This is a genomic window from Streptosporangium vulgare, from assembly GCF_042428775.1.
Taxonomy (GTDB): domain Bacteria; phylum Actinomycetota; class Actinomycetes; order Streptosporangiales; family Streptosporangiaceae; genus Streptosporangium; species Streptosporangium vulgare.
The window spans coordinates 181,944-203,584 of the sequence record NZ_JBHMBS010000006.1 but is presented as its reverse complement, the minus strand read 5'-3'; the positions used below and the strand labels follow the sequence as shown (position 1 = coordinate 203,584).

Below are 21,641 nucleotides of genomic sequence, written 5' to 3'. Positions count from 1 at the left end.
GTACGGTCACTCCTGCCTGACGAGGAGGTGGCGCGGCCCGCGCAGGACCGCGCTCTGCCGGTACGGGGGCGGGTCGGCGACGAGCCGGGGGCTCTCCAGGTTGTGGAAGAGCTCGTTCAGCGCGATCTGGGCCTCCAGCCGGGCCAGGGGGGCGCCGAAGCACAGGTGGACGCCGGCGCCGAAGCCGAGGTGCTGGTTCTCCCGCCGGTCGGGGTCGAACCGGTCGGGGTCGCGGAAGTAGGCGGGGTCGCGGTTGCCGGAGGCGAGCACGAGCGTGATCCGCGACCCCTTCGGGATGACGGTGTCCGCGACGGTGAGGTCGCTGTAGGCGGCCCGCCAGGGGATGAGATGCACCGGCGGCTCGTAGCGCAGCAGCTCCTCGACCGTCCGGATGATCATTTCCGGTTCGCGGCGCAGACGCTCCAGTACATCGGGGTGGCGCAGCAGCGTGAGCACGCCGTTGGTGATCAGGTTGACGGTCGTCTCGTGGCCCGCGATGAGCAGCAGGTTGGCGGTGCTGACGATCTCCTCGTCCGTCATGCGCCCGTCGGGTCCGTCGTCGTTGGCCAGCCGGGACAGCAGGTCGTCGCCCGCGGGCCGACCGCGGCGGCTCTCCAGGAGCCCGGCGAGGTACTCCCTGAGGCTCTCGCGGGCCTGTACGCCCTCCCGCACGCGCTCCTCGGAGCCCGTCGCGGGGTCGACGTCGAGCATGGCGACGATCGCCTCGACCCACCCGTGGAACCGCGGCTCGTCCTCGCGGGGTACGCCGAGCAGGTGGCAGATCACGGTGACGGGGAAGGGGTAGGCGAAGTCGTCGACGATGTCGATCTCGTCCTTGCTCACCAGGTTGTCGATCAGGCGGGTGACGATGGCGTTCAGGTCGGGCCGCAGGTCGTTCACCAGCCTGGGCGAGTGCGGGGGGCCGAAGTGCCGCATCGCCATGCGGCGCAGCCGGTCGTGCTGCGGCGGGTCGAGGCCGATGAACGCCGGTGTGTCCCCGCGCATGGCGAGGGTGGGCCCCGGCTGGTCGAGGTTGTGCGCGTCGGAGCTGAGGTGCGGGTTGTGCAGCAGCGCGGTGATCTCCCGGTAGGTGCTGACGACGTAGCCGCCGTCCTCCTGCCGGGCCACCGGGGTCCTGCGCAGTTCGGCGTAGAGCGGGTACGGATCGGCCCGGCTGGAGTGGTCGAGGATCCGCTGGAAGGTACTGGACGCCTGGGTAACTGTCATGGCCGCTTCTCCTAGGATGTGCCGCTTCCGGCCGCCCGGAGTCCCACCGTCCCCGGCCGGAACCGAGGGAGCCCGTCGAGCCTGGTCAAACCGATGGAGCCCGATTGAGCCCGATCGATCCTGCTCAAAGCGGGCGAGCCCGATAGAGCCCGATCGGGCCTGGTCAAACCCGAGCGAGCCCGATCAAGACCGATAGGGCCCGATCCGGCCTGGTCGAGCCGATCGAGCCCGGTCGAGCCGGATTGAGCCCGGTCGAGCCTGGTCGAATCCGCCGAGTCCGGCTGAACCCGGTCAACCGCCCGGCCGGGCGAACGCCACGCGCCGCTCGTTCGGCTCGTAGCCGGTGACCATCACCGTGGCTCCGTGGGTGATGATCACCGGGTCGGGGAAGTGGGCGGGCACCGGCTTCATGTCGGCGGGCTGGTCGGGGGTGGGACCGGAGGGCGGGAAGGGCGCCGCCGTCTCGATCAGATGCCGGTAGTGGTCGAGCCACTTGGCGTTGTCGAAGCTGACCGCCGCGGTGACCCGGCCGCGGTAGCCGTACGTCGCGACGAACCGGTGTTCCTCCACCGATCCCTGCGTCACGACGACCTCGTCTGACAGGACGGGGACACCGACGGACTTGATGTTGACGCCGAACTGCGTCGACCAGAACGTCGGCATGGACAGGTGCGGCCAGCGGTCGGTCGGCGAGCTGACCATGTTGTGGGCCGCGACCTGGGCCTGTTCCACCGCGTTGGCCCAGTGCTCCAGCGACAGGAAGCGGTACTCGTAGACCGGGTGCGGGCAGCGTGCCACGTCCCCGGCGACGAAGACGTCGTCGGTGACCAGGCCGTTGACGTCGAACGCCCGGCAGCCCGAGTCGCAGGCCACGCCCCAGACACCGGCGGCGAGCCCCGAATTCCGCAGCCACTCGGTGTTGCGCACGCCGCCGAGCGCGACCACCACCACGTCGGCGTCGACCGTGCCGCCGTCGGAGAAGTGGGCGCGGCACACCCGTCCCCGCTCGTCCCCCTCCAGCCGCGTGACCTTGACGCCGCAGCGCAGGTCGACGCCGTGGGCGCGCTGGAGGTTCGCGGCGATCGAGCCGATCATGCTTCCGAGGGCTCCCACCAGCGGGGCCTCGGCGACCTCGGCGACGGTCACCGGTATGTCGCGCTCACGGCACACGGAGGCGATCTCGGAACCGGCGAAACCGGCCCCGATGACGAGCACCCGGTCGGGCCCGGCGGCCAGCCGCTCCCACAGGCGGCCGGAGTCGTCGCACGTGCGTACCACGAACACGCCGTCCAGGGCGGCCTCGGACTCGTCGGCCCAGAGCCTGGCGCGCACACCGGTGGCGATCAGCAACCTGTCGAAGGGGATCTCCCGCCCGTCCGCGAGCTCCACCCGCTTGCCCGCGAGGTCCAGCGCGGAGGCGGGCACGCCGAGCACCCATTCCGCGCCGATCTCCCGACGCCGGGGCAGTGCGGTGCAGTCCGCGGGCACCCAGCCGGTCAGGACCTGCTTGGACAGCGGGGGCCGGTCATAGGGTTCACGCGCCTCGTCCCCGACGAGGGTGAGCGAGCCGGTGAAGCCCTCGTCGCGGAGCGCCTCCGCGGCCCGCAGCCCCGCGAGGGAGGCGCCGACGATGACGATGCGGCCGTCGTGCCTGAACGTCTCCGCGCTCCGTTCGCTGGTCACGCCGTCGCCGTTCCGGTCGCCGCCGTCGGGGCTGCCCCCGCTACGGTCGTCGGGGGCGGGGTCGGGGCCGCGTCCAGCCAGTCGACGAGGATCGCCTGGACCGGGCAGGCGGCCACCGCGCGCAGGACCTCGTCCCGTTGCGTCTCATCCGGGCTGGAGTGGAACATGAGCGCCTCCTCGCCCCACATCCGGAACGTGTCCGGAGCCAGGAAGGCACACTGCGCATATCCCTGGCATCGCGCCAGGTCGACGACAACCCTCATACGGACCATCCCTTTCGAACCTTCGTACGACTGGGCGAGACGGAGAGAACCGGGACGGAGGAGTCGAGTCCGAAGGGAGATGGCGGTCTTGGGTTCGTCCCGGTGGACGACTCCGTGGGGTTCGGGCGGTGCCGAAGCTCCCGGAAGGGCCGGGAGGCGCGACGGATACCGAGGGTTGGACGTGGGTTTCCGGGGCGAGACGGCGCTCGCGGCGCCCTCGGCGCCCTCGGCCGGTTCCGGAGAACATCAGACGTCATCCCATGACACCACCTGGTACGGCGCTGACCTGCCTAAATAAGGCTAACCCGGACATATGGCCGGTACATCGCCCTTGCGTCAGAGGACGGTCAAGGATTGCGTACGGAGAGAGAGGATCGGTGACGGAAAGATGACAACGCGCCACCCCGCGCCACGCCGCGTTGAACGCGATGAACGCGTTGAACGCGACGAAGCCGGGTGCCCAGGCGGCGCACCCGACCCCGACCTCGGCCCTGACCTCGACCCCGACCTCGACCTCGACCCCGACCTCGACCCCGACCCCGCGCCTGCCGAGGGCGCACGACGGGTTTGACCAAGGTAGGGGCTCCGGATCACCGCATGACGATCATCGGAGACGGCCGGATCCGTCAGAACTCCCGAGGGCTCCCCGGGACCTCTCAGAACGAGACCCGGAGCTCACCCTGGCCGGGATCGTCCTGCGCGGAGTCGGCGGCGCCTCGTACGGAGTCGGCGTTGCCCCGGACAGGATCGGCGGCGCTTCGCACGGGGGTGGGGGCGGGGGCGTCGGCGGAGGTGTCGAGGTCGTCCCGCGCGGAGCCGGCCGAACCGCTGGCCCCGCTTCGGGCCGCCGGAAGGCCGAGTCGCATGCGCAGGCGGACGCGCGACCCCTCCTCCACCTGATCGATGGTGAACTCGTCGCACAGCTGGTTCATCAGCCACAGGCCGAACCCCCGTACGGTGCCCGTGGGGCGTTCGCTGGGGACGTGCCAGAGGGTCAGGAGGCCCAGGGTGTCGGTGACGTCGACGGTCAGGTAGGTCTCGTCCTGCCAGATGGCCAGCGTGCCCTTGCCTCCGCCGTGCTCCAGGATGTTGATGACCGCCTCGTTCGTGACGAGGAGGAGATCGTCCAGCCGTTCGCCCCGCATGCCGGCTCGAGCGGCATGATATTCGAGACGATCTCGCAGAGCACTGAGATCCTCGTCGATCGGCCAGTGCTGGCCGTGGTCGCCGGTCACGACACCCCCTTGAGGTCGCCTTGTCTGGCAGTCACCGGGGGGCGAGCCGACTTGCTCCAGAATCAGGGCGTTGCTGACGAGTTACACGATGCTAGACACCTGCCCGCTCATTGCCAACTTACGACCGCCCGAGCCAACAGATGTTCGCTCGGTCGCGTCCGGGAAAGCGGCGGCCGACCGGGGCCCGGGTTCGGGATCCGAGGGCCGGGATTCGGGGGCCGGGATTCGGGGGCCGGGATTCGGGGTCCGGGATTCGGGGTCCGGGGTCCTGGGTCCGGGGTCCGCTAGGAAGGCCGGCTCGGCCGCAGCACCTTGAGGGCGTCGGCCACGGTGGGCTGGATGCCGAAGGCCTGGGCGAGGCCGGTGAGGTGGAAGAGCCGTTCGAGGCGAGGGTGCAGATTGACCAGGACGATGCTGCCGCCGCGGTCCTGGACGGTCTGGCGGGTGTTCAGGAAGCTCTGGATCCCCGTGGAGTCACAGAAGGTCAGGTCGGTCAGGTCGATGACGAGATCGTTCCTGCCCTGACCGATGGCCTCCTGCAGGTCGTGGTGGAACCGCTCGGCGTTGCTGTAGTCGAGCTCGCCGGCCAAGGCCAGAAGAAGCATCTCCTTCACGGCGGGGTCGGACACGTCGGTCACGCGGACGGCAGCGCTCACGGATATACCTCTGCAGACAGTCGGTGGGAGGAAGACTCGGCCGGGGGCGGCCGCCGGGCGTGACGCCCTGATCGGAACCGGAGAGCGGTGACCCGATCGCGATCGTCCCGGGACCGGAACCGGGACCGGGAGTCGTGGAGGGGGCCGATCTGGTTGCTCTCAGCGTACGATCCTCCGAATTCCTCTAGAGAACCCTTACGGTACAACTGAGGAGCAATCAGCCGTTATCCCACTGTGGTTACGGTGCCTGGATCCACGCTGAGCACCTCCGTCCAGCCGCACAGCTCGATGATCCGCCGCGTGTGCGGACGGAGACCGTCGACGATCAACCTCCGGCCGCCCACCATCCCGAACGCCGTCTCCGCCAGCACTCTCAGGCCGCCGACGTCGACGAAGTCGACGCCGCGGAGGTCGGCGTACAGATCGCCACCGGTCCGTTCCGCCGCCATGGCGAGCGCGCGTGTCAGAACGCGCCGCGTACAGAGATCGATGTCTCCCTCGCAGTAGACACCGGCCGGTTGGCCGGTGAAGAGGATTCGCAGTGAACCGTGGTCGACGTCACCTGTCATCGCGATCACCTTCTGGGTGCGCATGAAGGTCAGTCACATCTGTCGTGTCGGCACAGATGGGGCGGCTGATCGCCATGGGGCGCCGGTCATGCCGGGCACCTGCTCCCATCATCCGTCAATCGAACGGCTACCGGTACGGTCCCCCGCCTGCGATTTTTGACCACTTAAAGTATTTAATCAGATTCTTTCCGTGTTCGATCTCCGCTGATCGCTCTATTCGCGCCCTTTGGGAGGCCCCCGTGCTCGCAGCACGGCGGGATACCCGCTGCGGGAGCGGGTAGGGCGAGGCTCCGGGAATGAACACCGCGCGGGATCGGCTGACCACATCGGCTGACCACATCGGCTGACCAAGGAGCCCCCGTACGGCCGTACGGCGGCCTGGCGAAGGAGGACCTCCATGCAGGCGGACGTCAAGCTCTCCCTCGGCGGTGATTCCTTCGTGGCGGAGGTGGACGGCAGGCAGGCGGGAAAGCTGGAGCTCATCCGGCGTGACGGGGTCATCGTCTATCCCCACACCAAGGTTCAGCCGGAGTACGAAGGACAGGGGGTGGGGTCCGCGCTCGTCCGTACGGCACTGGACGCGGCCCGCGCGGAGAACGCGAAGGTCGTCCCTCTGTGCTGGTTCGTGCGGGAGTGGATCGACCGTCACCCCGACTACGCCGACCTCGTCGAGGGCACCACCTGACCTCTCCCGGCTCCAAAAGCCTCACCGGCCGCCGTCCGACCCGAGGGTTCTGGAACTCGCCTCTGCGGGGGTTTCCTCGACCTCGCCGGTTCCGGAGGTTCCGCGGCCTTGTCGGGCTCAAAAGCCTTCGCCGGCCGCGCCGGGTCCGAGGCTTCCCTGGCTCGCCGGGTCCGAAGGCTCCATACCAAGCGGGTTTGTGTCATTCGCGCTCCGCGTAATCGGGCCGGAGCCAACGAACGCCCAGGTCGTGTCCATGTGGGCAAGACCATTCGCGGCCGGGCGAGGACCGGAACTTCGCGTTGGGTAAAGCGAGAGCGTCACGAGGGTTATCGTGAGAACCAGGACGGTTTCGCGACAAGACTCACGGCGGATTGTGATCGTCGGAACGCGTACCGTGCGGCAAGATACTGAAAATCACCCGGTTGGTGTTGATCGGCCCTGGTGGCTTGTCGTGCAAACCGGATCATGGCCCGATCCCTTGCTAGGCTGCAGGGAACCGTTCGAACCGGGCGTTGTCTCACCCCGGCAGGTGAGACTTCTCAAGAAGTGGGGTCACACCGTGAAGAAGTTGCTCGTTCTGGCGCTCGTCGCCCTCGGGGGGCTGCTGGTCTGGCGCAAGGTGCAGGCCGACCGCGCCGAGCTTGACCTGTGGACCGAGGCCACCGGCAGCGAGAACTGATAGACGCGGCTACCGATTCGGGTGCTTTCATGGTCCTTGCCCAAGATGGAATAACACCCATCAGGCTTGTCTGCCTGGATCTGGCAGGCACCACGATCGGCGATGTCGCCATGGTCGAGCGGGCGTTCGCCGAGGCGATCGCCACGCAGGGCATCGTGCCCGGGACCGGTGCGTACGCTCGCGCCATGGTGCACGTGCACCGGTCCCGGGGATGCTCCACGATCGATGTCTTCCGGGGCATCTTCCCGGACAACGAGGCCCAGGCCCAGGCGGCCAATCTCACCTTCGAGCGCTCCTACGAGGGCGCCATCGCCCGCGCGGGTCTGACCCCGCTGCCCGGGATCGTCGAGGCACTCGACAAGCTCCGCGGTGCCGATATCAAGATCTGCCTCATCACCGGCTTCAGCCGCGCCACGCTCGGCCGCGTGCTGAGCGCCCTGAGCTGGTCTGACAAGATCGATCTCGCCCTGTGCCCCGAAGACGCCGGGCGTGGCCGCCCCCTACCCAACATGGTCCTCACCGCGGTCATGCGCCTCGGCGTCGAAGACGTTCGCCAGGTCGCGGTCGCCGGTGACTCCGAGAGCGACATGCTCTGCGGCCGCCGCGCGGGCGCCTCGGTGGTCGCCGGCGTCCTGACCGGCGTCCACAGCAAGGAGCGGCTCCTCAACGGCGGAGCCACCCACCTCCTCGACTCCGTCGCGGATCTCCCCGAACTCCTCCTCGGCGTCACGTCGGTCGCACCCCCCGTCATCGCCGCCGTCCACTGAGGCCCGCCCCGTCCTCCCTCGGTATCACGCCGGTCGTCGCCCCCCGTCGCTGCCGCCGTCCGCGGAAGCCCGCCCGCCACGCGGATCCAAGTGGCGTAGGAGCGGTTCCTGTTGCTACCGTGTACGACTGAAGCAGGTCGTGTGTAAGGGTGTCTTCCCAGGTCCCCGGGCCACCGGCTTGAATCTCGGGGCCTTAGCTCAGTTGGCAGAGCGCCTGCTTTGCAAGCAGGATGTCAGGAGTTCGAATCTCCTAGGCTCCACTCCCCTTCGGACAGACAAAAGCCCAGGTCAGGCATGTTGCCGCAACCTGGGCTTTGATCTTCATTCGGCCTTCTTGCGCTCCCGTGCCCGTTGCGTGCCCGATCCCTTCTTAAGTTCCCCACGGGCGAGGTCATCGAGCTTCCGTGCCACCTCCCGCTGTCGCTCGTCGGTCGAGTGCTGATAGACCATCGCGGCCCGCGTACTGGAGTGGCCCATGCGCTCCATCAGCTCCCGGATCGACGCCCCGGCGTTCGCGGCGAGGGTGTTGCCGGTGTGCCGCAGGTCGTGAAAGTGGATCTTCGGAAGGCCCGCGTCCCTGAGTGCCTGAGCCCAGACGCGGCGGTTGAAGTTGGTGTTCCGGAGTGGACCGTCGTCCGGACCCGCGAAGATCAGCCCCTTGTCGCCGTCCTGGGTGAAGTCCTTCACGTGCGCCCGCAGGTCCTCGATGATCAGATCGGGGATCACCACCGTCCGCTTGCCCGCTGCCGACTTGGGTTCGGTGAAGACGAGCCCCTTGCCGGTGAGCTGCATCAACTGACGCTCCACGCGCACGGTCCCGGCGTCCAGGTCAAGCGGCGGGGCGCCGCGCCGCCGTACCCGGCCCTCTGCCGCACGCCGCCCGGGCGTGCGGCCTGGGGGCCGATCCCGGCCGGCGGCGCCCCGGGCCGTAGCCGCACCACGCACCCGCCGTACCCAACCCACGCGCCGACTCCAACGGCGCACCGCCGCTCATAGTCGTTCCGGCCACCAGCCCCAAGCGCTACACGGGGTCTACGGCGCCGTTCAGATCAGCGCCAGCCGTCCCGCTCTCATCCCGCGTAGAAAGCCGATCAGGGTGCCACGGCATCCACTTCCGCTCGACTTCCGCCTCCAGATCGACTCCATGATGTCGTGCCATCAGCAGGACCTGAGACAAAACATCCGCCAGCTCGGCTCGGAAGCCCAATTCCAGCTCATCTGGAGAGCATCCCTTATCTCTGGCCTGTCCAGAGCGCATGAGGAACGCCTGCGTCAGCTCACCGACTTCTTCCTGAAGCTTCAGCAGGAACCAGGTGTCATCCCGGGTTATCCCATGCTTGCGGGCATAGGCGCTCGATACCGCTTCGACCTTGTCTGTGAGCTGCCGCAGATCCATGCCGGAAGTGTAAGAGGCAAGGGCGGAAGCCGGAGGCGTCCCAGCTGGGCAGCCAACGAAAAGGGCCGGTACCACCCTCACGATCGCCTGGCAGTGGCTGATCTTCATACAGGGCTGGGGGCGATCGACGGTCCGGGGTTTCGTTCCTCAACCCCGGCCCACCGAGCGGCAGAGCTGGGGGCCGTGCCCGGCGTGCCCGTTGCGTGCCCGTCAGGAGGGTCAACAAGGGGGACTCACGGGGATTCACGGATAAGGCGAAACCATCTCCTACCTGGGCAGTAGCAGGCCACAGAGACGCGCGCCGCAATCTTCCAAACTGGTGATGTCCTACTGCGATTGGGATTGCTCTCACGTTGGCCGTGTCCGTTTATAGAAATGAAGCCAAAACCTCCAAGCTCAATGCCTGGACTGGCATGCTGTAGGCATGATCGAGAAGCAGTCCGCGCCCCCTCGCCAGCATCAGAAAAAAGCCTCGCGGTTCAGGATGTTCCTCGTGTGCTCCGCCATCGCAAGCTTGGTGCTCATCGGCGGCCTGCTCTTTCTTAATCGTGACGATTCTCAGCGGACAGACATGTCCACCGTGCTCAACCAGATCCGTTCGGGCGAGGTCTTAACCGCCAAGCTCATCGAGGCCGAGCGGAGAATCGAGATCACTACGAGGGACAAGAAGCGCTTTCACTCTTATTGGGGCGAGGTCGGCGATCAAGGCTCAGAGCTTACCGACGAGCTCCAGAAGGCCGAGCTTCCGGACGGCTACACAGTCGAGGTTCCCAAGCGCTGGGGGTGGTTCTCACCGCTGGGGGCCGGCGGGTACCAGGGTTGCACTTCGGGTTGCAATACAGGGGCGTTCAAAGCCGTTCAGGATGGACCGCGCAGGCCCGCTGACCTGCATTGAACTGTCTGGAACAGCGCAAGATCGATCTTTTAATCCGCAGGTTTTCGGGTCGGCATGCATCCCTGGGGCACAGGGAGGTGACGGTCTCCGGTGCTATCCAGCATCCCCGGCGTCGTGCCCGATCGCCTACGGCAAGCCGCACCCATGCGAGGAGGCGCGGCGCAATGCCGGAGACCGCCTCAATGAGAGTACCGCCGTGCCCGTCGCGTGCCCGATGGAGCGGGAAACGAGGGGGAACAGCGGGGAGTCACGGGGAACGCGATCAGGTGGCTGATCTGCGTCTTCGCAGGTCAAGCAAGATCGGTATCCGTCTTTGCAAGCAGGATGTCAGGAGTTCGAATCTCCTAGGCTCCACCAGCAAAAACGCTCAGTCTGTGATCATGAAAACCGGGCTTGAGTGACTATCTGGGTGACTAAGCTTCCCGCCCGCCTCCGAAGAGACCGTCCATCGCCGTCGCGCCTTCCTGTATGACGGGGCGGATCTGGAGATGGTAGACCGTCTCGGTGACCACGGCGTTGGCGTGGCCGACCAGCCGCGAGAGGTGCTCGATGGGGACGCCCGAGTCCGGGAGTAGTGACACGAAGCTGTGGCGCATCTCCCTGGGAGTCCACTCCGCGTCGGCCGACCGTCTTACTCTCCCGCCCCTACAGCCCGTGCTCAAGCCAGTACTTGACCGCATCGGCCACGGTGTAGCCGCCCGACGCGATGTCCGGCCCGTCTTCGTAGTCGCGGATGTAGCGCCACGCGGTCGCCGTACCGATGCCGGACCCGGCCGCGACTTCGGCGAATGTCTCGTCCTTGCGCAGGTGAACCAGGGCGAGCAGGGCCTGCCGACCGGGGTGAGCTTGCGCCGGGGCGAGCCGATCGCCTTGCGGTTACGGCAGATGAGCCCGGCCGGATAGGTGAGGGTCGAACGTGACATGGACCGCGCGGCTCGGCAAAACAGCACACGAACTCCTGACGATGCGTGATCTCGGCAGACACGCGTCTCTCCCCGGATCTTCTTCGTTTCGGGGCCGTGGCGCATCGCTCGGGACGGGCTCGCACCCTATGTGGGGGCGACAGGGTCTCGTTCGGGGCACCCTTGACTCCTTATCGCTTTTCGATAATATCGATGAACGATAATATCGATGAACGATGTGGAGACATGCTATGCCTCTCGACAGATCCACCCCTCTGAAATGGACGGCGGTCACCGTCCGCGTCCTCCTGGTGCTGTTCGCAGGAATGATGATCTACACGGTCGGGGGTACGGCCCTGACCGGCGGAGAGAACGCCTACGGTTCTCGTGGCGCCCAAAGCCTGGTGTGTGTGCCGTCGCCGAACATCGGCGACGTGAAGGGCAACTTCGCCGAGGATCCCCAACGCCTGAAGGCCATGACTACAGGGAGCTCCGTCGACAGCGACCCCTACCCCGTGGAGCAGGGGGTTGAGTTCATCCACCCGCGGCCTCGGATCTGCGAGGACGACTCCAGCCTCGGCACCCAGCTGCTGTATCAGACCTCACGTTTCGCCACCCCGCTGGCGCTGCTCGTCGCGCTCTTCCTGCTCGACCGGCTGATCAGAGGCGCACGACGGGAGAGCGGTTTCGATGAGGTGGTCGTCCACAGGCTGTGGTTCCTCGGTGTGTTCCTCGGTGTGAGTACACTCGCGGCGTCGCTCTACACGACCATCGTTGAGACCGGCCTGGCCGTATCGATGGTGGCCGGCTCCATCAGGAATGTGTGGGAGATGGCCCTGTTCGGCTGGGCCTTCCCGTGGGCCTTCCTGCTTGCCGGGCTCGGGCTCGTGGTGATGTCCAAGGTCGTCCGCGTCGGCGCGCACATGCGCGAGGAACTCGAAGGAACCATCTGATGTCGCCTGCTGAAAACCCCGAGCACACCATTGAGGTGCATCTGGATCGGTTGCTCGAAGAGCGCAGCATGACGCTGGTCGAACTGGCCGACAAGGTGGGGATCACCAACGTGAACCTGTCGATCCTCAAGAACAACCGCGCCAAGGCGATCCGGTTCTCCACACTGAGCAAGATCTGCGAGGTCCTCGACTGCCAGCCCGGCGACCTACTGTCCTTCACACCCCGCTCCTGACGAGATGACACCTGCGTCGTTGCTCCCGTCAGGGGTCAGGAGCAACAGCTCGCGATCGGATAAAGCGTTTCAAAACCAAGAGCTCGATGTGAGCTTCCCCCCGCAGGACGGACACCTCGTCTGAGTCGACCTTGTGTCGGCTGGGAAGGAAGAGACCCGTGCCTGTGCCTCACTCGCCTGAGTTTCGTGAGCGCGCCGTCGCGCTGGCCCGACTCGGTGACAAACCGATCATCACTCTGGCCAAGGAACCGGGAATCAGCCGCTCCTGCCTGCGAAACTGGCCGGCCCAGGCCGACGCCGACCAGGAAGGGCAAACGTCAAGTCGGCTCACGACGGCCGAGAAAGCCGAAATCGCCGAGCTGCGACGTAAGAACAGACAGCTGGAGCTGGAAAACGAGATCCTCAAACGCGCAGCCGCGTATTTCGCGCGTGAGAACGTTCTCCCAAAATAGCGTACTCGCTGGTCCGTGAACTCGCCGACGACGATATCCCTATCGCGGTGGCCTGCCGAGTGCTGAAGGTATCGCGCTCGGGATACCACGATTGGCTCGGCCGGCCGGCATCCGCCAGGGAGCAGGAGAACACCGAACTCACGAAAATCATCCGCGAGATCCATGTCAAGTCCCGCGGTAGCCACGGCTCGCCGCGCGTTCACGCCGAGCTCACCCTGGGCAGCGGGGTGGTCGTCGCCTACCACACCACCGAAATGCTGATGCAGCGTGAGGGCATTCGCGGCCTGCCCGGCAACCCCCGCCGGAGCCGGCCGGTCCAGCAGGTCCCCACCCCAGCCGACATGGTCGACCGGGACTTCCACCGGGACGCACCCAACACGTTATGGGTCACCGACATCACCGAGCACCCCACCCGCGAAGGCAAGGTCTACTGCTGCGTCGTCCTGGACGTCTACTCCCGCCGCGTCGTGGGCTGGTCCATCGACTCCACCCAGACCTCGGCACTGGTGACCAACGCGCTCGGGATGGCCATCCACAACCGGCAACGCCGCCACAGCGCCCTGGGAATGCGCACACCTGTCGAATACGAGATGCTCTACCCAACCCGCCAACCGGCATAAGAGTCCAACAATCCGACTCCACCCAACACGGGAACATCAACCTGGTAGCCGTCTCGGCGCAGAGCGTTGTCAGGGTATGAACGCTGCCGCGGCTGACCTGGCTATGGAGCTGACGGAGGGCGGTATGTCTGTCCGCATCTCCGAGGATGCTCTTGTCGCGGGCGGGGCTCAGGCGGGCTGAGCCGCGTTTCCGTGCGTTGCGCCACGGTCACGTGGTCGACGGCGGGAGATTGCCAGCGCGACGATGGTCGCGATGGCGAACAGCACGAGCGTCACGAGGATGTAGAGGGAAACTCCCGCCGCGGAGTTCACCGGCTCGCCGTTGCTGGTGAGGGAGGTTGCCCGGAGGATGCTTCCTCCGATGATGTTGAGGATCACAGCGCCGACACCAAGCATTACCTGGACCAGAGCGGCCACGATCCCCTGTTTCTCCTCGCTCACCAGCGTTGTCGACAGATTGAAGCCGGAGGTGATCACGGCCCCGGCGGTGAAGCCGAGGAATCCGGCGGAGATGACGGCGGGGAGGAAAGCGGAGGTGGAGAACAGCAGCCCGAGTGTGGCGAATGTGCCAATGACCATTCCGCCGGCGAGTGTGCGGGCTGGGCCGATCCGTCCGGCGAGCCATCCGGCGAGGATCCCGCCTGTCATGGCGCCGAAGGACGGCACGGCGAAGAGCAAGCCGAGCGCACCCGACGCGCCGGCGAGCCCGTACCCCAGCCCTTCGTCCACGGAGGTCTGCGCGATCAGCCCGACCAGCTGAAGGAGTGCCTGGTAGGCGCCGGCGCCGAGCACAACGACCACCAGGGTGGCTACGACGGGACGAGTAAGCATCCGCAGATCGATGACGGGTTCGGGCAGGCGCAGCGCCGTCAGGACCCATGCGCCAAGGAGGACGATCCCGACAGTAAGCAGGGCGATCATGCCGGCGCTCATCCAGCCCAGGTCATGGCCCAGGCTGATGTACGCCAGGACGCCCGCGAGGCCCGCCCCGAGAAGAACGGCGCCGGCGACGTCCACGCGGCTTCTCAACTTGATCGGCGACTCAGGCAAGAAGATGCGGACGGTCAGCGCAGCGAAGAACGCGAGCACGGCGGACACGACGAAGACCGAGCGAAAACCGTACGCACCTACGACGATCTCGAAGAGGAAGGGCGAGACGATGCCAAGGACCGCAGAGCCAGAGGTGACGATGCCGACGGACGTCATACTGACGCGGGGCGGGAAGACCTGGCGGATGAACACGACGGTGATGAACACGGAGCCGACGGCGGCGCCTTGAATCACGCGGCCGACCAGGAAGATCCCGATGTTGGGGGCCAGGAGGCAGACCAGCGCGCCGATGCCGCCCACGAGTAGTGCGAGGACGAGCATTCGGCGTTTGCCGAAGACATCGGCGCTCTTGCCGAGGAGCGGTGCCCACATCGCGCCGGCGAGGATCGCACTGGCGTTGAGCCACGCGCTCTGGTCGGTTCCGAAGAACTCCGACATCTGCGGCAGCACGAGTAACGGTGCGACGATGACCGTGTCAACCACCGTGTTGGCGACGATTAGGATGATGACCCACCAGAGGATCCGACCGCTCCACCCGCTGCCTGGAGTCTCGGTCTCGGAGGGGCTCGTGGGTGTCTGAGGCATGGCCACTTCCCTGAATCTGGACTCGATCGGGGCATCGATCTGAGATTCCGGACATTGTCGGCCTGCCCGGCTGGCGTCCCTAGCGTTTGCAGGAAAATGGCCATGGGCGGCGACTCGACGCGTGAAACTGCCGGGATGGAGCGTCTTGCGAACGTTTCGGTCGACATCGTTGCATGATCGTCCGGTCACTACGATCGGGAGTCGCCGACGAGAAGCGGAGGGAGAGTCATCGATGTGGCCGTACCGGTCGACAGAACACGCAGGTGGGCCGGATCCGCGTCGATGCGACGAGAATGAGTGCAGAACTACAACCGGCACGCCGGCCGGGGGGCCGCACGCGGCTGGTCAGCGAGCGTCTGTGGGTGGCCACGCTCGAGATCCTGGCCGAGAAGGGGGTTGACGGCCTCCAGTACGAGGACCTCGCCGCGCGAGCACAGGTCGCTCGGGCGACGGTGTACCGACGTTGGCCGAATCGAGGGGACCTGTTCCGCGACATACTCGCGCGGTTCGCGGAGGCATTTGTTCCCCTCCACGACTCCGGTGACATCCACGACGATCTGGTCGCGTTCGTCTGTGCCTTCGCAGAGGCCTCCGCCACTCCGGAGGGTCGCGCGGTCCTGCAAATCCTGATGCGGAAGGCCGACGAGAGCGACGGCCTGCGCGAGATAGGCCTGGAACTCCTTGAGCGGCGCACGGATGATCTGCAACTCCGGCTCGATGCGGCAGCGGCCCTTGGTCAGCTGCCGGCCGTCGATGCGCGTTTCGTGAACATGATGCTCGCCGGACCTGTGCAGTGGTTCCTTGTCCGCCGGACTCGACCATTCACCAGAGACGACGCGGACAAGATCGTCGGCATAGTCCTCGCCGGTTTGCGGCAAGGAGATGCCGTATAGGTCGCGAAATCTTCACGGGCGCGCGTTCGAGTGCCGTTCCCTGCGCACCGCGTGGCGGAGACCGACCGACCGCAGTTAAAGAGATACTTTGTCTCATTAACGAGCGAGGTCGGCTCGCTTCGGCGAAAGGAGCCATGATGGCGAATGCGTCCAGCTTCGGATGGGCCGGTCACGTGCCCCCCACGACGCTTGAGGAGTACTCCGAGAGGTACGCGGCGTTCTTCAAGATGCGTCGCGAGAACGGGATCATCGAGCTGCGGCTCCACACCGACGGCGGCCCGTACGTCCACAACTGGGCTGCCCACAACGCGTGGAGCCGCGTGTGGCAGGACGTGGGCAACGACTCCGAGAACCACGTGCTCATCATCACCGGCACGGGCGAGACCTGGTTCCAGGGCGACCCGCGACAGACGTGGCCGAAGCCGCTGGTCGAGGAGGAGCCCGACTACATCTTTCAGCAGACGATCGACGCCTGGAAGCTGATTGAGAACTTCGTCAACAACATCGACATCCCCACGATCGCCGCGGTGAACGGGCCAGGCATTCACACCGAGTTCGCACTCATGTGCGACGTTACCCTGGCCGCCGAGGACGCGGACTTCATGGATCCCCATTTCATGGCCGGCACCGCCCCCGGTGACGGTCTCGCGCTCGCGCTGCAGCATCTCATGGGGAGCAAGCGCGCCGCCTACGCGATCTACGGGGGCAGCTCCATCCCGGCACCCAAGGCGCTTGAGTACGGGCTCGTGAGCGACGTCCTGCCCCGCGAGGAACTGCTGCCCAAGGCGTGGGAGCTCGCGCGCGACATCATGAAGCGGCCGCGATTCGCACGATGGGCGACGCACAACATCGTCAACCGCCCCTGGCGCAAGCTCGTCGCGGAGGACTTCGGCTTTCACTTCTCGCAGCAGTCGCTCGCGACGGTCGGGTCGAAGGCGTTGATCCCCGACCCTGATCTGGTCACGGACGCACGCCGGCGCAAGGTCTGGTGAGACGGTGACCGGAGGTGAGGGTGCGGTCACCGTTACCAACGGTGGCCGCACTTCCTTCCGGATCGACGGAGCGGGGCCCCCGGTTGTCCTCGTCCACGGACTGCAGATCGGGCAGGACCTCTTCGACGCATTCCGCCGTTACCTCATCGACACGTTCACGGTCGTAACGTACGATCAGCGCGATCGGGGTGCCAGTGTCTTCGCCCCGGAGCCGTACACGATCGACGATCTCGCTGACGATCTCGCCGCGTTGATCTCAGCTCTCGGCTTCGACCAGGCCCACGTCCTGGGCACCTCCTACGGGGGAATGATCGCGCAGGCGTTCGCACTGCGGCATCCGGATCGATTGGACCGGCTCATCCTCGGCTCCACGAATCGGTTCCCCTTCGATCCCGCCCGGCTTCCTGACGGCGTCCGTGCCCTTCTCGGGGCGCTTGAAACGGGCGATCACGCGCGAGCCCGAGCTCTTCTGGCTCAGATGGCCCCCGCCGTCGGCCGCGCCGCTGCGAGACCGCGGGATTCGGAAGGGGAGACGCCGGAGTCCGCGAGCGAGCAGCTCGTGCGACGGTTCGCCGCCACGCGCGGGTTCGACACGCGTGGCCTTCTCGGCTCCGTCACGTCGCCGACCCTCGTGGTGCACGGTCGACGGGACGCGACGATACGGGTCGCCGACGTCCTGGCGATGGCGGACGAGATCCCCGGCGCCAGCGTTCTGCAGCTCGCGGACGCGGGTCACGCATGGGAGAACGAACGACCCGAATCGGCCGCCGCGCTGATCGCGGCCTTCCTGACCGGCTCGGATTAGTACAGGGAACGGATCCCCGCCGGGATCCGTTCCCTGTACGAGTTCTCAGCGGACGCGAACACCCGCGAGCCACACCTGACGGATCCGGCCGCGAAGGTCTCGAAGATCGAGCAGGTCGCCGTCCACGACGACGATGTCAGCCAGCCCGCCCGGCTCGATAACGCCGAGATCGTCGTGCCCGAGCAGCTTCGCCGCGCTCGACGTCGCGGCTCGCCACGCCTCGATCGCCGACATGGAGGACGCCTCGGTCATGAGTCCCAGCTCGTCCAGGTTACTGGCGGACGGGCTCCAGTACGGCGGGGTATCCGTTCCCATCGCGATCTTCACGCCGGCGTTGACCGCCAGCGCGAAACTCGCGCGGTGAGCCTCGAGCGCCTCTTGGGCGAGCGCGAGACTTTCGGCCGGTATAGGCACCCCGCTTGCCGCCGCGTCGATGATGGCACGCGTCGCCGAGAGCGTCGGGACCAGCCAGGTCTCGTTCTTCAGCATGAGGGCGACCGCCTCGTCGTCGAGATAGTAGCCGTGCTCGATCGAGCGAACCCCGTGACGCAATGCCGCTTTGATCCCCTCGGTCCCCTGCGCGTGAGCGAAGACGTAGGTTTCGGCTGCCGCGGCCTCCGCCACGATGGCCGCGAGCTCGTCGTCACGGAAGTGTGAATGCCGAGGATTGTCTCCCAGCGACATGACCCCGCCAGTCGTGGCGATTTTGATCACGTCGGCGCCGGCGCGCAGGACCTCCCGGACGCCACGCCGAACGCCGCCGGGGCCGTCCACGCCGTCGACGATCGAGCGTGGTCGGCCGGGATGCTCGAGCATCATCGGCACCGAGCGTTCTCCGCCCGATGGGAGATGCAGATCGCTGTGCCCTCCGGTCTGTGACAGCATCACGATGGCGATCTGCAGCCGCGGCCCCTCGATGAGCTTGCGCTCGATCGCCTGCTTGATGCCGAGGTCCGCCCCCGCAGCGTCTCGCGCGGAGGTGATGCCCTGGTCCAGTAGCAGGGACAGATTGCGACCGGCTTCGAAGTACTGAAGCGAGAAGGCTTGCTGTTCGGTGCGCGCGACGTTGAGATCGCGCGCCATCACGTGGACGTGACAGTCGAACAGGCCCGGAACGATCGACATTCCGGTGCAGTCGACGACCTCGTCGCCATCCAGGTCCACGCCTATCGCGACGACGCGGTCACCGGCCACGGCGACATCGGCGTCGGAGACGGACGTGCCATCGAAGACGACGCCGTTCTTGAACACGGTACGGGAGTGCATGCGGGCTCGCTTCTCCTGGACTGATCCGGCTGGGGCGCATTGGGCGCCGATCAGCATTCGACGACGTTGACGGCGAGGCCGCCGCGGGAGGTTTCCTTGTATTTGTCGCTCATATCCGCGCCGGTCTCCCGCATGGTCGCGATGACCTGGTCGAGGGAGACGTGGTGTTCGCCGTCCCCCCAGAGCGCCATGTTCGCGGCGTTGATGGCTTTGGCCGCGGCGATGGCGTTGCGTTCGATGCACGGGATCTGGACGAGTCCGCCGATAGGGTCGCAGGTGAGGCCGAGATTGTGTTCCATGGCGATCTCGGCGGCGTTCTCGACCTGCTGGGGGGTGCCCCCGAGGATCTCGGCAAGGCCGGCGGCGGCCATCGACGAGGCGGAGCCGACCTCGCCCTGGCAACCGACCTCTGCGCCGGAGATGGACGCGTTCGCCTTGTAGAGGGTGCCGATCGCCGCGGCGGTGAGCAGGAACCGTTGGACGATGTCGTCTTCGCCGGTGGTCGTGGATCGGCTGGCCGGCGTGTAGTGCAAGGCGTAGTACAGCACGGCGGGGATGATGCCCGCGGCACCATTTGTAGGTGCCGTGACGATACGTCCTCCGCTCGCGTTCTCCTCGTTCACGGCGAGGGCGACGAGGTTGACTCGTTGCTGCCAGTATCCGTTGACGTGGTCGGGGTCTTCCGCGGCGAGACGGGCGGCCCATTCCCCGGCGCGGCGACGTACGCCGAGGCCGCCGGGCAGAATGCCGTCGCGGGCGATCGACGAGCGGACACACGACTCCATGACATCCCACAAACCTCGCAGTAAGTGCCGGATGTCGGTTTCCGAGCGCAGGACCCGTTCGTTCGCCATCATTACCTCGGCGATGCTGAACCCGGTCTCCTCGCAAATGGTGAGCAGCTCGGCCGCGGTGCGGAACGGAAAGGGCCGACGCGCCGCCGGAGGTCCGGCATTGTCCTCGTCACCATCACGCACGACGAAGCCGCCACCGATCGAGTAGTACGTATCCGTGGCAAGCTCCGCGCCGGTGGAGTCGAACGCGGTGAAGGACAGCGCGTTGCTGTGCCGGGCGCGGACCGTCAGCGGGCGGAGGATGAAGTCTTCGGCGCGGCAGTGGATGCGATGACGGCCGCCGAGAGCGACAAACCCCGTGTCTTCGATCACGGCGAGCTTTGCGGTGATCTCCGCTGGGGTCACCGCATCGGGCCGGACTCCCTCCAGCCCGAGGAGCACGGCACTGAATGTGCCATGTCCGGCACCGGTCGCGGCGAGGGAACCGAAGATCTCCACGCGCACCTTGTCCACCCGATCGATGATCGTCTCGCCCGTGAGACGATCAACGAACTCGGCAGCGGCTCTCATGGGGCCCACCGTGTGCGAACTCGAAGGGCCGATACCGATCGTGAAAAGGTCGAACACGCCGACAGTTGGCTCCGAGACAGTCATGAATGAGGACCGTACGCACCATGGCGGTCCCGATCCATCCGATGCAGGTTTCTATCGTGGAGGCGCTCCCGCACGCGGGAAAGACATCGGAAGCGGCACGAAATCGCCGGTTGCGTTCCCGTTCGCGTCGAGGTGGCGGCCCTCCTTCTTGAGCGTCCGCAGCACCAACGATCGATCCGCGATCGCCACTTCCGGGATGTTCTCCTCGATCGCCACCTCGAGCCTCTGAACGTCCGCCAGCGTCTTCATCCAGACGGAGAGGACGAGATTGGACGGGCCGACTGTCGAGACGGCGAGGCGGATCTCGCTGATGCCGGCGAGGACTGCCCCCGCCCGAGCGGTCAACCTGGCAGGGACCCGCAGGAAATACCATGCGTGTACGGGCCAGCCGGAGTGCGCCCGCGCGAGGTCGAGACGAACCACCAGGCGGCCGCTACTCGTCAGCGAAGCCATGGTCTCCCGCACGCGCCGCTCACTGACATCGAGAACCCTCGCCATCGAGGCGATGGTCACACGCCCGTTCACACCGAGCAGTTTCAGGAGCTCACACTCAAGTCGGGGGTCGATGCGCGCCGGTTCGGGCGTGTCGGCCGAGACCGTGCGTTTGACCGCGGCGACCTCGGCGGCGCTCAGCGAGCGGAGTCGCCACTGACCCGCGTCGGTGAACGGCGAGGAGAGGAGATGTGTCCGCGTCGCGCGGACGCCCTCAAGCCGACTCATCCGGGTCATGACGTATTCGCCGAGGGCGTCCAGGCTCTCGGCGCCCACGATGACCAGCATGTCGCGGCCGCCTGCTGTGAGGTCGACGGTGAACGCCTCCCGATCGGCCGCCAATGCCCGAGCGATGTCAAGGGTCGAACCAGGGTTGGATTCCACTTCGAGGATCGCGCAAGGTCCGCGAGCGTCAGCCCCCGGATGCCCGGTGACCCAGGCAAGACCGTCGCCGGACAAGCGTTCCCAGCGGCGGGAAAGCGTCACCGAATCCACCCCCACGATGGGTGCGATCGCCGCCCATCGCGCCCGAGGATGGATCTGAAGCGCGTGGATCAATCTCCTGTCGATCTCATCAAGGCCGCGAACCTGCGGATTAATGTCTCTTTTGTCCATAAACTGTCACTTTAGTGCCATCGGCGTACGACTATCAGCACATAACTGGACTGAAATCGCCTGATCATGATCTCGGCGATACGGTCACCGCGAGGACGTGGAGAACCTCGGCGCGCCCGTCACGCCGGGCCTGATCGACGCCCGCACCCACCTCGTCTACCCGGGCAACCGCGACGCCGAGCGCGATCACCGCGACCGGTGGCGGCATCGGCACCACCGTCACCGTGACGCGCGGCACTGATCCGTGAACCTGCGCGACGGCGTGCGCGAGCGCCTGCGT

24 protein-coding genes, 1 tRNA gene and 1 pseudogene are annotated in these 21,641 nt (G+C 66.6%); 13 read left to right on the top strand and 13 right to left on the bottom strand.

Annotated elements, in window-relative coordinates; translation table 11 throughout:
* Nucleotides 1-6: 6 nt before the first annotated feature.
* From ACFFRH_RS15180 to ACFFRH_RS15155, 6 genes are all read right to left on the bottom strand, one after another.
* On the bottom strand, nucleotides 7-1,227 hold the full coding sequence (locus ACFFRH_RS15180) for a cytochrome P450 (protein WP_386157052.1): 1,221 nt from the start codon (nucleotides 1,225-1,227) through the stop codon (nucleotides 7-9).
* Between the two features lie 291 nt (nucleotides 1,228-1,518).
* Nucleotides 1,519-2,910: an NAD(P)/FAD-dependent oxidoreductase gene (locus ACFFRH_RS15175; protein WP_386157049.1), complete on the bottom strand. Its 1,392-nt coding sequence runs from the start codon at nucleotides 2,908-2,910 to the stop codon at nucleotides 1,519-1,521.
* The gene (locus tag ACFFRH_RS15170; RefSeq protein ID WP_386157046.1) at nucleotides 2,907-3,173 is read right to left on the bottom strand and encodes a ferredoxin; all 267 of its coding nucleotides are present in this window, start codon (nucleotides 3,171-3,173) and stop codon (nucleotides 2,907-2,909) included. The genes ACFFRH_RS15175 and ACFFRH_RS15170 overlap by 4 nt, the downstream gene beginning before the upstream one ends.
* Before the next feature lie 656 nt (nucleotides 3,174-3,829).
* On the bottom strand, nucleotides 3,830-4,408 hold the full coding sequence (locus ACFFRH_RS15165; protein ID WP_386157043.1) for an ATP-binding protein: 579 nt from the start codon (nucleotides 4,406-4,408) through the stop codon (nucleotides 3,830-3,832).
* Between the two features lie 284 nt (nucleotides 4,409-4,692).
* The gene (locus ACFFRH_RS15160) at nucleotides 4,693-5,064 is read right to left on the bottom strand and encodes an STAS domain-containing protein (RefSeq protein WP_386157041.1); all 372 of its coding nucleotides are present in this window, start codon (nucleotides 5,062-5,064) and stop codon (nucleotides 4,693-4,695) included.
* A 224-nt stretch (nucleotides 5,065-5,288) separates the two neighbouring features.
* Nucleotides 5,289-5,633 (bottom strand): STAS domain-containing protein, encoded by a 345-nt coding sequence (locus tag ACFFRH_RS15155; RefSeq protein WP_386157038.1) that lies wholly within the window; start codon nucleotides 5,631-5,633, stop codon nucleotides 5,289-5,291.
* 397 nt (nucleotides 5,634-6,030) lie between these two features.
* Between ACFFRH_RS15155 and ACFFRH_RS15150 the strand changes: the two genes are divergently transcribed.
* The 4 genes from ACFFRH_RS15150 to ACFFRH_RS15135 all read left to right on the top strand — a co-directional run bounded on the left by ACFFRH_RS15150 (nucleotide 6,031) and on the right by ACFFRH_RS15135 (nucleotide 8,024).
* The gene (locus tag ACFFRH_RS15150; RefSeq protein WP_344747485.1) at nucleotides 6,031-6,318 is read left to right on the top strand and encodes a GNAT family N-acetyltransferase; all 288 of its coding nucleotides are present in this window, start codon (nucleotides 6,031-6,033) and stop codon (nucleotides 6,316-6,318) included.
* A 559-nt stretch (nucleotides 6,319-6,877) separates the two neighbouring features.
* Nucleotides 6,878-6,997 (top strand): DLW-39 family protein, encoded by a 120-nt coding sequence (locus tag ACFFRH_RS15145; RefSeq protein WP_211264163.1) that lies wholly within the window; start codon nucleotides 6,878-6,880, stop codon nucleotides 6,995-6,997.
* A gap of 29 nt (nucleotides 6,998-7,026) precedes the next feature.
* A complete protein-coding gene (locus ACFFRH_RS15140) occupies nucleotides 7,027-7,764 on the top strand; it encodes an HAD family hydrolase (RefSeq protein WP_344747486.1) in 738 nt (245 codons plus the stop codon).
* A 187-nt stretch (nucleotides 7,765-7,951) separates the two neighbouring features.
* Nucleotides 7,952-8,024, top strand: a tRNA-Ala gene (locus tag ACFFRH_RS15135).
* Between the two features lie 61 nt (nucleotides 8,025-8,085).
* Here the strand turns inward: ACFFRH_RS15135 and ACFFRH_RS15130 are convergent.
* Both ACFFRH_RS15130 and ACFFRH_RS15125 read right to left on the bottom strand, forming a co-directional pair.
* On the bottom strand, nucleotides 8,086-8,571 hold the full coding sequence (locus ACFFRH_RS15130) for a tyrosine-type recombinase/integrase (protein WP_344747487.1): 486 nt from the start codon (nucleotides 8,569-8,571) through the stop codon (nucleotides 8,086-8,088).
* A gap of 214 nt (nucleotides 8,572-8,785) precedes the next feature.
* Entirely contained in the window at nucleotides 8,786-9,160 is a 375-nt protein-coding gene (locus ACFFRH_RS15125; protein WP_344747488.1) for a nucleoside triphosphate pyrophosphohydrolase family protein, read from the bottom strand.
* A 424-nt stretch (nucleotides 9,161-9,584) separates the two neighbouring features.
* Between ACFFRH_RS15125 and ACFFRH_RS15120 the strand changes: the two genes are divergently transcribed.
* Nucleotides 9,585-10,055, top strand: coding sequence for a hypothetical protein (locus ACFFRH_RS15120; protein WP_344747489.1), 471 nt, complete (start codon nucleotides 9,585-9,587; stop codon nucleotides 10,053-10,055).
* Between the two features lie 413 nt (nucleotides 10,056-10,468).
* Here ACFFRH_RS15120 and ACFFRH_RS15115 read toward each other — a convergent pair whose 3' ends face one another.
* Complete coding sequence (locus tag ACFFRH_RS15115) at nucleotides 10,469-10,651, bottom strand: site-specific integrase (protein WP_344747490.1); 183 nt, start codon at nucleotides 10,649-10,651, stop codon at nucleotides 10,469-10,471.
* A 557-nt stretch (nucleotides 10,652-11,208) separates the two neighbouring features.
* Here ACFFRH_RS15115 and ACFFRH_RS15110 point away from each other — a divergent pair.
* From ACFFRH_RS15110 to ACFFRH_RS15095, 4 genes are all read left to right on the top strand, one after another.
* The gene (locus tag ACFFRH_RS15110; protein ID WP_344747491.1) at nucleotides 11,209-11,910 is read left to right on the top strand and encodes a hypothetical protein; all 702 of its coding nucleotides are present in this window, start codon (nucleotides 11,209-11,211) and stop codon (nucleotides 11,908-11,910) included.
* Nucleotides 11,910-12,143 carry a helix-turn-helix domain-containing protein gene (locus ACFFRH_RS15105; protein ID WP_344747492.1) on the top strand — a complete coding sequence of 78 codons (234 nt, stop codon included), beginning with the start codon at nucleotides 11,910-11,912 and terminating at the stop codon, nucleotides 12,141-12,143. The genes ACFFRH_RS15110 and ACFFRH_RS15105 overlap by 1 nt, the downstream gene beginning before the upstream one ends.
* Before the next feature lie 158 nt (nucleotides 12,144-12,301).
* A complete protein-coding gene (locus ACFFRH_RS15100; protein WP_344747493.1) occupies nucleotides 12,302-12,595 on the top strand; it encodes a transposase in 294 nt (97 codons plus the stop codon).
* Nucleotides 12,592-13,215 (top strand): IS3 family transposase, encoded by a 624-nt coding sequence (locus tag ACFFRH_RS15095; RefSeq protein ID WP_386157332.1) that lies wholly within the window; start codon nucleotides 12,592-12,594, stop codon nucleotides 13,213-13,215. Before ACFFRH_RS15100 ends, ACFFRH_RS15095 begins: the two co-directional genes overlap by 4 nt.
* 168 nt (nucleotides 13,216-13,383) lie before the next feature.
* Here ACFFRH_RS15095 and ACFFRH_RS15090 read toward each other — a convergent pair whose 3' ends face one another.
* A complete protein-coding gene (locus tag ACFFRH_RS15090) occupies nucleotides 13,384-14,850 on the bottom strand; it encodes an MFS transporter (protein ID WP_344747494.1) in 1,467 nt (488 codons plus the stop codon).
* Nucleotides 14,851-15,212: 362 nt separating this feature from the next.
* Between ACFFRH_RS15090 and ACFFRH_RS15085 the strand changes: the two genes are divergently transcribed.
* The 3 genes from ACFFRH_RS15085 (at nucleotide 15,213) to ACFFRH_RS15075 (ending at nucleotide 17,540) form a co-directional block, all read left to right on the top strand.
* Nucleotides 15,213-15,743, top strand: coding sequence for a TetR/AcrR family transcriptional regulator (locus ACFFRH_RS15085; RefSeq protein WP_386157028.1), 531 nt, complete (start codon nucleotides 15,213-15,215; stop codon nucleotides 15,741-15,743).
* Between the two features lie 137 nt (nucleotides 15,744-15,880).
* The gene (locus ACFFRH_RS15080; RefSeq protein ID WP_344747496.1) at nucleotides 15,881-16,735 is read left to right on the top strand and encodes an enoyl-CoA hydratase/isomerase family protein; all 855 of its coding nucleotides are present in this window, start codon (nucleotides 15,881-15,883) and stop codon (nucleotides 16,733-16,735) included.
* A 4-nt stretch (nucleotides 16,736-16,739) separates the two neighbouring features.
* On the top strand, nucleotides 16,740-17,540 hold the full coding sequence (locus ACFFRH_RS15075) for an alpha/beta fold hydrolase (RefSeq protein WP_344747497.1): 801 nt from the start codon (nucleotides 16,740-16,742) through the stop codon (nucleotides 17,538-17,540).
* Between the two features lie 45 nt (nucleotides 17,541-17,585).
* On the opposite strand, the gene ACFFRH_RS15070 is transcribed toward ACFFRH_RS15075, so the two are convergent.
* From ACFFRH_RS15070 to ACFFRH_RS15060, 3 genes are read right to left on the bottom strand one after another with little or no spacing between them, the layout of a single operon-like run.
* Nucleotides 17,586-18,806 (bottom strand): metal-dependent hydrolase family protein, encoded by a 1,221-nt coding sequence (locus ACFFRH_RS15070; protein ID WP_344747498.1) that lies wholly within the window; start codon nucleotides 18,804-18,806, stop codon nucleotides 17,586-17,588.
* A 50-nt stretch (nucleotides 18,807-18,856) separates the two neighbouring features.
* A complete protein-coding gene (locus ACFFRH_RS15065) occupies nucleotides 18,857-20,254 on the bottom strand; it encodes an L-serine ammonia-lyase (protein ID WP_344747499.1) in 1,398 nt (465 codons plus the stop codon).
* 51 nt (nucleotides 20,255-20,305) lie between these two features.
* Entirely contained in the window at nucleotides 20,306-21,361 is a 1,056-nt protein-coding gene (locus tag ACFFRH_RS15060) for an Lrp/AsnC family transcriptional regulator (RefSeq protein WP_344747500.1), read from the bottom strand.
* A 91-nt stretch (nucleotides 21,362-21,452) separates the two neighbouring features.
* On the opposite strand from ACFFRH_RS15060, the pseudogene ACFFRH_RS15055 reads away from it, so the two are divergent.
* Nucleotides 21,453-21,641 (top strand): annotated as a pseudogene (locus tag ACFFRH_RS15055) (imidazolonepropionase); the annotation flags it as partial.